The organism is Thauera phenylacetica B4P, assembly GCF_000310225.1.
Lineage (GTDB): Bacteria > Pseudomonadota > Gammaproteobacteria > Burkholderiales > Rhodocyclaceae > Thauera > Thauera phenylacetica.
Genome location: NZ_AMXF01000001.1, coordinates 217,599 through 229,006 on the forward strand (window position 1 = coordinate 217,599; position 11,408 = coordinate 229,006).

Below are 11,408 nucleotides of genomic sequence, written 5' to 3' on the forward strand. Positions count from 1 at the left end.
AGCGCATGGGAATGGTTCGTGAATGAGAATTGGATCGGGTCGATAGCAAGTGGCAATGGGGTGGGAGGCGTCGGGCGGGAGGCGTCAGACGTCAGGTGTGAGGAGTCTGGTGGTAGGAGTCAGGCGGAAAAAAGGGCGCCGGTGGGGCGCCCCTTTTTTGGGGATGCGGCGAGCGGTGCGATCAGTCCAGCTTGCGGCCGGTCAGGCGCTCGTAGGCCTCGCGGTACTTGGCGGCGGTGTGCTCGATCACGTCGGCGGGCAGCTTCGGGCCGGGCGCGGTCTTGTTCCAGTCCAGCGTCTCCAGGTAGTCGCGCACGTACTGCTTGTCGAAGGAAGGCGGGCTGATGCCCTCGCGGTAGCCGTCCGCCGGCCAGAAGCGCGAGGAGTCCGGGGTCAGCGCCTCGTCGATCAGGTGCAGCGTCCCGGCGGCGTCGATGCCGAATTCGAACTTGGTGTCGGCGATGAGGATGCCGCGGGTCGCGGCGAACTCGGCCGCCTCGGAATACAACGCGATCGCCGCGGCGCGCGCCTCTTCGGCGAGCTGGGCGCCGGTCTTGCCGGTGCCGACGAGCGCGTCCTTCATCAGCGCCTCGCAGCGCGCCTGCGCCTGCTCGAACGAGATGTTCTCGTCGTGCTCGCCCATGTCGGCCTTGGACGAAGGCGTGAAGATCGGCGCCGGCAGCTTGGCGGCCTGCTGCAGGCCCGCCGGCAGCGCGATGCCGCAGATCGCGCCGGTAGCCTGGTAGTCCTTCCAGCCCGAGCCGATCACGTAGCCGCGCACCACCGCCTCGATCGGCAGCGGCTTCAGGCGCTTGACCACCAGCGCGCGGCCGCGCACCTGCTCGCGCTCGTCGGCCGCCACCACGGTCTCGGGGTCGATGCCGGTGAGCTGGTTGGGCAGGATGTGGCCGAGCCGGTCGAACCAGAAGTTCGCCAGCGCCACCAGCACGCGGCCCTTGTCGGGGATCGGGTCGGGCAGGACCACGTCGAAGGCCGACAGGCGATCGCTGGTCACGATCAGCAGCTTGTCGGCATCGACGGCGTAGATGTCGCGCACCTTGCCGCGGCCGAGCAGCGGCAGGCTCTGGATGGAAGTCTCGAAAATGGGCGTCGCCACGGTGGGGCCTCGGGTTGCTGGCAAAGCCGGGATTATAGGGGAGGCGGGTTGCGACGCACCGGTTTACGCGTACCGCCTTGCTTCCACGCCCGGCCATGGCTGCGGCGGCCTCGCCAGCGCGCAGGCCGGGAGAACGGCACGGATCAAAATCGGTCCCACGTCCGGAGCATGGAGCGAGGAAGAATCATGGTGACCGCAAAGTTCGACGACATTCTCACGGCCTTCGAGTTCACCTCCTTCGGGGGCCTGGACGAGGTCGAGGCCTACCTCAGCCTGGAGCGAGGCACCGTTCACTACTCGACCGACGCCGAGCATGGTGACCCGGAGGAGGTCCCGGACGAACTCGAGACCGGTCCCTATCTCACGCTGCCGCGCAAGAACGACCTCGACCTGGGGGCCGACCTGGTGATGCGGTTCGCGGTCGAGCGCCTACCTGGCGACGTCGAGGCGATCGTCGGTTTCTTCAGGCACCGCGGCGCCTACGGCAAGTTCAAGGGACTGCTCGAGCGCAAGGGCAAGCTGCAGGAGTGGTTCGACTACGAGGAGGCAGCCAAGGAATCCTCCCTGCGCGAGTGGTGCGCCGAGAACGGCGTCGAACTGGTGTAGCCCGGGCCCTCAGGCGGTATTCGCCTCGAACAGCCCGGCCAGCACCGGCGCCAGCACGAAGTCGAACTCCGCCGCCAGGGTCGCGACCGGGTCGTCTGCCGGTACGAAGTCGGCGAGCAGCAGCGGGCGCAGCGCCTCGGGCACGCGCGTGAAGAGGCCGTCGCGCAGGTTGAGCGGCTCGCCGGCGACGTAGATCTGGGTGACGAAGGGGCGGGTCCCTTCCTGGATCACCGCGGCGTGGATGTGCGGCGTGCGCCCCGGGTAGGGCACCGGGCGGATGGTGCGGAAGCGGTAGCGGCCTTCGGCGTCGGTGACGGTGTGGCCGAAGCCCTGGAAGTTCGGGTCCTCCTCGACGTCGCCGCGGTCGCGCGGGTGGCGGTAGCGGCCGTTGGCGTCGCACTGCCAGATCTCCACGCGCAGGCCGGCCAGCGGGCGGCTGTCGAGGTCGAGCACGCGGCCCGAGAGGTCGGCGATCTGCCCAAGGGCGCGACCGCTGCGGCCTTCGACCCGGGTGAGGTCGTTGTCCTGGTGCAGCGGCGGCGTGACCGGGTAGAAGGGGCCGAGCATCTGGCTCGGCGTCAGCGCGCGCTGCGCCGCCGCGAGCGGCGCGGAGAGCAGCGTGGCGCTGCCGCCGAGGACGAGACGGCGGCGGAGTCCGGAATGGGAGGACATGCTTGCGGCTCCGGCTGTGAACACGCACTGAAGACCGCAGCGGCTGGACCCGGTTCCGCGTAGGGTCGCGAGGGTCTGCCAGGTGCAGAGCTTGTTGGAGAGCAGCCCGCCTCGCGCCTGCCCGCAGGCGCGTCTAGACTGCCTTGGAGACCGGGTGGTGGGACGGAGGCGGTGCATGGAGAGAAGACGATTCATCGGCGTGGCGGCGCTGGCCGGGCTGGGGGGCGCGGGCGGGGCCGGCTACCTGTCCCACGTCCGCGGCGCAGCGGCGTACGAGGCGGCGGCGGATTCGACCTGGCGCCATGGCGAGCCGGTGCAGGCGGACGCGCGCGCAGTGCTGCGCGAGCTCGTGCGCTATGCGACCCTCGCGCCGTCCAGCCACAACACGCAGTGCTGGAAGTTCGCGCTGGCCGAGCGCGCGGTCTCCATCTTCCCCGACTACGCGCGGCGCTGCCCGGTCGTGGATCCGGACGACCACCACCTCTTCGTCAGCCTGGGCTGCGCCGCCGAGAACCTCGTGCAGGCGGCGCCGGCGATGGGATTGCACTGCGAGCCTGCGCTCGTCGCCGAGGCCGATGAGACGGGCCAGGCCGGCGAGGGAGGAAGGCGCCTGCACTGCGCGCTGGTGCCCGCGGCGAGTCGGCGAAGCGCCTTGTTCGAGGCCATCCCGCTGCGCCAGTCGACCCGGGGCGAGTTCGACTCGCGGCCGCTTTCCAACGCGGAGCTGGGGCTGCTCGAGGCGGCCGGCACAGGCAGGGGCGTGCGTGTGCGCCTGCTCACCGCGGCGCCGGACCTGGAGCGCGTGCTCGAGTTCGTCGTCGCCGGCAACACGGCGCAGATGCGCGATCCCGCGTTCGTGCGCGAGCTCAAGGCGTGGATCCGCTTCAACGGCGGCGACGCGGCGCGCTCCGGCGACGGCCTGTTCGCAGGGGCGTCCGGAAACCCCACCGCCCCTGCCTGGCTCGGCAGCCTGCTGTTCGATGCCTTCTTCACCGAGCAGGCCGAGAGCGACAAGTATGCGCGGCAGGTCCGCAGCGCCGCCGGGATCGCCGTGTTCGTCTCCGAGCGCGACGACCGCGCGCACTGGATCGAGGCGGGGCGTTGCTTCCAGCGCTTCGCGCTGCAGGCGACCGCGCTGGGCGTGCGCAGCGCACATCTCAACCAGCCGGTCGAGCTCGCCTCGCTGCGCCCCGCCTTCGGCGCCTTCCTCGGTATTGCGGGCGGCCGGCCGGACCTGGTGATCCGGTTCGGGAGAGGGCCGGCGATGCCCCGATCGCTGCGCCGTCCGCTCGACGCCGTGCTGACTTGAGCCGTGGCCCGCCCGCCGCGGGGGCGCGGGCGCCCGGCCCGCTCAAGAGTGGGCCTGGCCGTCCTCTCCCGTGCCCAGCAGCTTGCGCATCCGCCGCAGCCCCATGTAGACGATGCCGGCGATGACCGGGATGGACACCGCGGTCAGCACCTCGGGCGTCAGCGGCTCGATCAGGTGCTTGGCGCCCTTGGCGACGTAATTCACCAGCTGCGAGGCGTAGTAGGTGATCGCCACCACCGACAGGCCTTCCACCGTCTCCTGCAGGTGGAGCTGGATCTTGGCGCGGCGGTTCATCTGCGCGAGCAGCTCCTGGTTCTGGCGCTCGATCTCGATGTCGACGCGGGTGCGCAGCAGCTGCGAGTTGCGCGCGATGCGGCCGGAGAGGTCGTCCTGGCGGCGCGCGATCGAGGTGCAGGTGTCGATCGCGGGGACGAGGCGGCGGTCCATGAACTCGCCGATCGGCGAGAAGCCGGGCAGGCGCTGCTCGCGCAGGTCGTCGATGCGCTGGCGCACGAGGCGGTAGTAGGCGCCGGCGGCGCCGAAGCGGAAGGTGGTGCGTGCGACCGAGCGCTCGACCTCGGCGGCCAGGCGCGACAGACGGGCGAGCACGGCGCGGTCGTCCTCGGCGCTGCGCGACTGGCCCATGCCGTCCATGAGGTCGGCGAGCTCGTCTTCCGCGCGCGACACCAGCCGGCCGGTGTCCTTGGCCACCGGGAAGGCGAGCAGCGCCATGACGCGGTAGGTCTCGATCTCGACCAGGCGCTGGGCGATGCGGCCGGCCTGGCGCGGGGTGAAGCCGTTGTCGAGCAGCAGGAAGTGCGAGAAGCCGTCGTGCAGGTGGAAGTCGGTGAGCACCCAGCCGGCGCCGTCCGACACGCTCGAGGCGACCAGGGCCTGGCCGTGGCGCGACTGCTGGTGCAGTACGGATTCGAGCGGGACCTCGCCGACGCTGCGCAGCTCGATGTGGGTGGCGGCGATCAGCAGGCCGGGGATGGCCTTGCGCCACGCCGCGGGAACGTGGAGCAGGGCGTAGTCGTCGGGGCTGTCGCCGGGCTCGATGCGGCGGAAGAAGCAGTAGCTGGAGAACTCGTTGTGGCGCTCCCACTTCAGCCGGAAGCCCTCGGCCTCGAGCAGCACGTGGCCGGATTCGATGTTCGGTGCCGGCTGGCCGAGCTGCCCGGCCAGCGCGGCGAGGTGGTCCGCCTCGCGCCCGGCGCTGCCTTCATGGTGCAGGAAGGCCAGGTAGGTGACGAATTCCGGGGTGTCCAGCGGCACCGGCGGACGCGCGTGCACCTCGTCGCTGAGCGTGCGGCGCAGCGGGTGCTGTTCGAAGAGCGAGGACATGTCGGAATGGGCGGGTGGCGCGCGCGTGCGCGCTGCCCGCCCCGGGCCCGTGATCAGCGCACGATCTGGCTCAGCTCGCCCGCCTTGTAGCGCGCGGCCATCTTCTCGAGCGAGACCGCCTTGATCCTGCTCGCCATGCCGGTGCACCCGAAGGCCTCGTAGCGCGCCTTGCACACCAGCTTGGCGGCCTCGCGCGCGGGCTTGTTGAACTCGCGCGGGTCGAACTTCGACGGGTTCTCGAACATGAACTTGCGGATCGCGCCGGTCATCGCGAGGCGGATGTCGGTGTCGATGTTGATCTTGCGCACGCCGTACTGGATGCCCTGCACGATCTCCTCGACCGGCACGCCGTAGGTCTCCTTCATGTCGCCGCCGTACTGGCGGATGATCTCGAGGAGTTCCTGCGGCACCGAGGAGGAGCCGTGCATCACCAGGTGGGTGTTGGGGATGCGGGCGTGGATGGCCTTGACACGCTCGATCGCGAGGATGTCACCGGTGGGCTTGCGGGTGAACTTGTAGGCGCCGTGGCTGGTGCCGATCGCGATCGCGAGCGCGTCGCAGTCGGTCTGCTTGACGAAGTCGGCGGCCTGGTCGGGATCGGTGAGCATCTGGCTGTGATCCAGCGTGCCCTCGGCGCCGACGCCGTCTTCCTCGCCGGCCTGGCCGGTCTCGAGCGAGCCGAGGCAGCCGAGCTCGGCCTCGACGCTGACGCCGATGGCGTGCGAGAACTTCACCACCTCGCGGGTGACGGCGACGTTGTACTCGTAGGACGAGGGCGTCTTGCCGTCTTCCAGCAGCGAGCCGTCCATCATCACGCTCGAGAAGCCCGAGCGGATCGCGCCCATGCAGATCGCCGGCGACTGGCCGTGGTCCTGGTGCATGACCACCGGGATGTGCGGATAGGCCTCGACCGCGGCGTCGATGAGGTGGCGCAGGAAGGCTTCGCCGGCGTATTTGCGCGCGCCGGCCGAGGCCTGCATGATCACCGGGGCGTCGCACTCGGCGGCCGCTTCCATGATCGCCTGCACCTGTTCGAGGTTGTTCACGTTGAAGGCGGGCAGGCCGTAGCTGTGTTCGGCGGCGTGGTCGAGCAGCTGGCGCATGGAAACGAGGGGCATGGAATCTCTCCGGAAAAGGCCGCCGGGCGTGGCGACCGGACGATCGAAAACGATATTTTAGCTTGTGCGCGGGGACGCTGGCCGCGTCGCCCGCCGCGGACGGGCATTCAGACGGGGTCGTCGAGCGTGCCGGGGCGGTGGTGCTCGCCCACGCGCACGATCTTGAGCGTGTTGGTGCCGCCCGAGCTGCCGATCGGCTCGCCGATGGTGAGCACGATGAGGTCGCCGTAATCGACCACGCCCTGCTCGAGCAGGACCTGCTCGGCCTCCCACAGCAGCACGTCGCGGTCCTGGTGGGTCTGGCTCATCAGCAGCGGATGCACCTCGCGGTAGAGCGTCATCTGGTTGCGCGCCGAGACCTCGGGGGTGAGCGCGTAGATCGGCACGCCGGCGATCAGGCGGCTCATCCACAGCGCGGTCGAGCCGGTCTGGGTGAGCGAGGCGATCGCCTTGACCTTGAGGTGGTAGGCGGTCCAGATCGCCGCCATCGCGATCGACTGGTCGATGCGGGTGAACACGCGGTCGAGCATCTCGCGGTCGAGCCCGGTGTCGTAGGACTTCTCCGCTTCCAGACAGACCCGGCTCATGGCCTCGACGACCTCCACCGGGAACTTGCCGGCGGCGGTCTCGGCCGACAGCATCACTGCGTCGGTGCCGTCGAGCACCGCGTTGGCCACGTCCGAGACCTCGGCGCGGGTGGGCACCGGGCTGGTGATCATGGATTCCATCATCTGCGTGGCGGTGATGGTGAGCTTGTTGCGGTCGCGCGCGGCGCGGATCATCTTCTTCTGCAGCGCCGGCACCGCGGCGTCGCCGACCTCCACCGCGAGGTCGCCGCGCGCCACCATGATGCCGTCGGAGGCGTCGAGGATCTCGTCGAGGTTGGCCACCGCCTCGGTGCGCTCGATCTTGGCGATCAAGAGCGCGGCGCAGCCGGCGGCGCGCATGAGCTGGCGCGCCATGTACATGTCCGCCGCGCTCTTGGGGAAGGACACCGCGACGAAGTCCACGCCGATGAGCGCCGCGGTGCGGATGTCGTCCATGTCCTTGGCGGTGAGCGCGGGCGCGGTGAGCCCGCCGCCCTGGCGGTTGATGCCCTTGTTGTTCGACAGCTCGCCGCCGACCTTCACGAGGGTGTGGATCTCGTGGCCGACCACGCGCTGCACGGTGAGCTTGAGGCGGCCGTCGTCGAGCAGCAGCACGTCGCCCGGCTTCACGTCCTTGGGCAGGTCCTTGTAGTCGAGGCCGACGCGCTGGGCGTTGCCGAGCTCGCAGCGGGCGTCGAGGATGAAGGGCGCGTCGCGGGTCAGCGTCACGCGGCCTTCCTCGAACTTGCCGACGCGGATCTTGGGCCCCTGCAGGTCGGCGAGGATGCCCACCGGGCGGCCGGCGCGCGCGGAGGCGTCGCGGATGGTCTCGGCGCGGGCGACGTGGTCCTCGGGCTTGCCGTGGGAGAAGTTCATCCGTACCACGTCGAGGCCGGCGTGCACCATGCGCTCGAGGGTAAGGAGATCGGACGAGGCGGGGCCGAGGGTGGCGACGATCTTGGTGTGGCGGGACATCCGGGCTGCTCCGGTCGGTGGCGTGCCGGCATTCTAGCAGCGCGGCCGCGGCGGCGACCTCGCGCGCTTCTTGCAGATCGGTCGCCATGGCATATATTGAGTGGAGCTTGTCTGCGGATGGCACCCGGGTAGCGGGGCCAGCCTCACCTCAAACTGGAGGAGCACCATGGCCCTACCCGGCAAAGCGAGCCGTCGCGCAGCAGCGATGGCGGTTTCGAGCGTCGCATTGTTCGTGCTGTCCGCAAGCGCCCACGCGCTGCCGTCGAGCCTGTACGTGTTCGGCGACAGCCTGTCCGACACCGGCAACCTGTACGCGTGGACCGGTCAGGCCAATCCCGTGACCGGCGGCGCCGCGATCCCGGTGTCGCCTCCCTACGCGCAGGGGACCTTCACCAATGGTCCGGTGTATGCCGAGCGCCTGTGGGACCAGCTGGGCCTTCCCGGGGAGCTCGCCCCCTCGGCGCTGCCGGGCGGTACGAACTTTGCCGTGGGCGGGGCGCGCTCGCGCTACCACTCCTTCGACGTCGACGCCAACGGCCTGCCGCCCCTCGTGTGGCCGGCCAACTTCGCGTCCTTCAGTCTCACCGGACAGTTCGGGCGCTACCGCGACGGGCTCGCCGGTGGCGCTGCCGAGGCCTCGGCGCTGTATCTGGTGTGGGCGGGGGCGAACGACCTGCAGGACGTGCTGCGCCTCGCCCAGGTGAGCGGTACCGACGCGGCGGGTGCCCGTCTGGTCGAGGCGGTGGGGGACGTGGCCGGCGTGATCGGCGGGCTGGTCGGGCTGGGCGCGCGCCAGCTCATGGTGCCCACCGTGCCGGACATCGGCGCGATGCCGGTGGTGGCGGCCTTCGGCGAGCCGGCGCAGGAAGCAGCGCGCCAGTACAGCATGGCGTTCAACCAGGCGATCGACGGGGTCCTGCAATCCTTCGCCGGCGTGCCCGGGCTCGAGGTGCTGCGCTTCGACGCCTTCGGCCTCCTCGACGACGTGGTCCGCAATCCTGCGGCCAACGGCTTCACCGACATCGAGACGGCCTGCCTGCAAGGCCTGTATCTGGCACCGGCGCCCGGCGCGCCCGCGCCGACGATCTGCTCCGAGCCGGACGAGCATCTGTTCTGGGACGTGGTGCATCCGTCCGCTGCGGCGCATGTGATCCTCGCGGACGAAATGTATCGCCAGGTGCGCACCGCCTTCGTGCCCGAGCCCCCGCTGCCGGCGCTGCTCCTGGCGGGTGCCTTGTTCCTGGGCGTCCTCCGCCGCCCGCGGCCGGCGAGGGGGAGGCAAGCATAGGGGGAGGCAGGCGTAGCGGGCAGCAGGCGTAGCGGGCAGCAGGCGTACGGGGAGCGCACCGCGGTCGTCGGGAGGGTCTCGCAAGCATGCTGTTGCGTTGCGGCAACGGAGGGTGTGACTTAATCCACTGAATGAAGCTGCGCGAGGCCTTGGGCCCGGTGGCGTAGGTTGTGCACTGCGGCATTGGCTGTATAGTGTGCTGCCTGTCCTGCCATTCGCATCTTCATGACGCTCCCGCGACCTTGCGCGGCTTCGGCCGCGTCGCCCTGGCCGGCACGCCTGGACCTGCTCCAGGCCCTCTCCGGCCTCGCCCTCGCTCTGTTCATGTGGCTCCACATGGGCTTCGTCTCCGCGATCCTGATCAGCGCGGACTTCGCCTGGGGCGTGGCGCGCTTCTTCGAGGGCTACTTCTTCCTGCCGCGCCCGCAGGCCTGGCTGGTGTCGGCCTTCGTCGCCGCGATCGCCTCGCTGTTCGCGCTGCATGCCCTGCTGGCGCTGCGCAAGTTTCCCGCCGACTGGCGCCAGTACCGCATCGCCGCGCGCCACGGCGGCCGCCTGCGCCATGGCGACACCACGCTGTGGTTCGTGCAGGTGGTGACCGGCTTCGCGATGTTCTTCCTCGCGCCGGTGCATCTGTACGCCATGTTCATGCATCCCGACCTGATCGGGCCCTTCGAATCCGCCGACCGCGTGTGGACCGGCGGCTTCTGGCCGCTCTACCTGGCGCTGCTGTTCGCGGTCGAGGTGCATGGCAGCGTGGGCCTGTACCGCCTGGCGGTGAAGTGGGGCTGGTTCGAGGGCCGCGACGTGCGCGCCAGCCGGCGCCGGCTGAAGTGGGCGATGTGGGGGCTGATCGCCTTCCTGCTCACCCTGGGGCTGACCACGCTGCTGGCGGAGATCCGCATGGGCATCGAGCATGCGCCGCGCGCCGGCGAGCGCTACGTGCCGACCTGGCAGCGCGGAGCGACTGCGGCCGAGGAGGCGCGATGAGGATCGAATACACCGACGTGCTGGTCGTGGGCGGCGGCCTGGCCGGCCTGCGCACCGCGGTGGGCGCGGCCCGGCGCGGGTTGCGCGTCGAGGTGCTGTCGCTGGTGCCGGCCAAGCGCTCGCACTCGGTGGCGGCGCAGGGCGGCATGCAGGCGAGCCTGGGCAACGCCTTCAAGGGCATGGGCGACAACGAGGATGTGCACTTCGGCGACACCGTGCGCGGCTCGGACTGGGGCTGCGACCAGCTCGTCGCGCGCATGTTCGCCCACATGGCGCCCAAGGCGGTGCGGGAGCTCGCGGCCTGGGGCGTGCCCTGGAACCGCGTGCAGCGCGGCGCCCACGAGGTGGTCATCAACGGCGAGCGCGTCACGCTGACGGAGCGCGACGAGGCCCACGGCCTCATCACCGCGCGCGACTTCGGCGGTACGCGCAAGTGGCGCACCTGCTACACCGCCGACGGCACCGGCCACACCATGCTCTACGCGCTCGGCGACCGCGCGGTGGCCGAGGGCATCCCGGTGCGCAACCGCAGCGAGGCGGTGGCGCTGATCCACGACGGCGGACGCTGCCAGGGCGCGGTGGTGCGCGACCTGGAGACGGGCGAGCTGTACGCCATCCTGGCCGCGGCCACGGTGATCGCCACCGGCGGCTTCGGCCGCATCTGGGGCATCTCCACCAACGCGATCATCAACGAGGGCATGGGCGCGGCGATCGCGCTCGAGACCGGGGTGGCGCGCCTGGGCAACATGGAGGCGGTGCAGTTCCACCCCACCGCGATCGTGCCCGCCGGCATCCTCGTCACCGAGGGCTGCCGCGGCGACGGCGGCGTGCTGCGCGACGTCGACGGCCACCGCTTCATGCCCGACTACGAGCCGGAGAAGGCGGAGCTGGCGTCGCGCGACGTGGTCTCGCGCCGCATGGCCGAGCACATGCGCCGCGGCAAGGGCGTCAAGTCGGCCGCCGGCGAGCACCTGTGGCTGGACATCGCGGTGTTAGGTGCCGCCCACATCGACCACAAGCTGCGCGAGGTGAAGGACATCTGCCGCCACTTCCTCGGCATCGACCCGGCGCGCGACTGGATCCCGGTGCGGCCGACCCAGCACTACTCGATGGGCGGCATCCGCACCGACCACCGCGGCGAGTCGCCCTCGCTGCGCGGCCTGTTCGCGGTGGGCGAGGCGGCGTGCTGGGACCTCCACGGCTTCAACCGCCTGGGCGGGAACTCGCTCGCCGAGACGGTGGTGGCGGGCATGCTGGTGGGCGAGTACGTCGCCGACTTCGTCGAGTCGCACGCCGGCGCCTTGCACTTCTCGCCCGGCCTCGCGCGCGAGTTCGTCGGTCGCGAGCGCGCCGCCCTGGAGGCGATCGCGGCGCGTCCGGCGCCGGCGGCGGGCGGCGACAG

10 protein-coding genes are annotated in these 11,408 nt (G+C 70.7%); 5 read left to right on the forward strand and 5 right to left on the reverse strand.

The window, feature by feature from the left end:
- Window positions 1-181: 181 nt before the first annotated feature.
- Window positions 182-1,117, reverse strand: a complete 936-nt coding sequence (locus C667_RS00925; protein WP_004355166.1) for a phosphoribosylaminoimidazolesuccinocarboxamide synthase — start codon at window positions 1,115-1,117, stop codon at window positions 182-184.
- 186 nt (window positions 1,118-1,303) lie between these two features.
- Between C667_RS00925 and C667_RS00930 the strand changes: the two genes are divergently transcribed.
- Window positions 1,304-1,723, forward strand: coding sequence for a hypothetical protein (locus C667_RS00930; protein WP_004355169.1), 420 nt, complete (start codon window positions 1,304-1,306; stop codon window positions 1,721-1,723).
- Between the two features lie 9 nt (window positions 1,724-1,732).
- Here C667_RS00930 and C667_RS00935 read toward each other — a convergent pair whose 3' ends face one another.
- Window positions 1,733-2,395 carry a dioxygenase family protein gene (locus C667_RS00935; protein WP_004355171.1) on the reverse strand — a complete coding sequence of 221 codons (663 nt, stop codon included), beginning with the start codon at window positions 2,393-2,395 and terminating at the stop codon, window positions 1,733-1,735.
- A 175-nt stretch (window positions 2,396-2,570) separates the two neighbouring features.
- Between C667_RS00935 and C667_RS00940 the strand changes: the two genes are divergently transcribed.
- A complete protein-coding gene (locus C667_RS00940) occupies window positions 2,571-3,704 on the forward strand; it encodes an Acg family FMN-binding oxidoreductase (RefSeq protein WP_039920426.1) in 1,134 nt (377 codons plus the stop codon).
- Window positions 3,705-3,746: 42 nt separating this feature from the next.
- On the opposite strand, the gene C667_RS00945 is transcribed toward C667_RS00940, so the two are convergent.
- From C667_RS00945 to pyk, 3 genes are all read right to left on the reverse strand, one after another.
- Entirely contained in the window at window positions 3,747-5,048 is a 1,302-nt protein-coding gene (locus C667_RS00945; protein ID WP_004355174.1) for a DUF3422 family protein, read from the reverse strand.
- Between the two features lie 53 nt (window positions 5,049-5,101).
- Complete coding sequence (gene fba, locus C667_RS00950; RefSeq protein ID WP_004355175.1) at window positions 5,102-6,166, reverse strand: class II fructose-bisphosphate aldolase; 1,065 nt, start codon at window positions 6,164-6,166, stop codon at window positions 5,102-5,104.
- Window positions 6,167-6,273: 107 nt separating this feature from the next.
- Window positions 6,274-7,728, reverse strand: coding sequence for a pyruvate kinase (gene pyk, locus C667_RS00955; protein ID WP_004355176.1), 1,455 nt, complete (start codon window positions 7,726-7,728; stop codon window positions 6,274-6,276).
- Between the two features lie 205 nt (window positions 7,729-7,933).
- On the opposite strand from pyk, the gene C667_RS00960 reads away from it, so the two are divergent.
- From C667_RS00960 to C667_RS00970, 3 genes are all read left to right on the forward strand, one after another.
- A complete protein-coding gene (locus tag C667_RS00960; RefSeq protein ID WP_039920428.1) occupies window positions 7,934-9,016 on the forward strand; it encodes an SGNH/GDSL hydrolase family protein in 1,083 nt (360 codons plus the stop codon).
- Between the two features lie 225 nt (window positions 9,017-9,241).
- Complete coding sequence (locus tag C667_RS00965; protein WP_004355178.1) at window positions 9,242-10,006, forward strand: fumarate reductase cytochrome b subunit; 765 nt, start codon at window positions 9,242-9,244, stop codon at window positions 10,004-10,006.
- The coding region (locus C667_RS00970; protein WP_004355179.1) for a fumarate reductase flavoprotein subunit at window positions 10,003-11,408 on the forward strand (1,406 nt) is incomplete at its 3' end. The genes C667_RS00965 and C667_RS00970, both read left to right, overlap by 4 nt.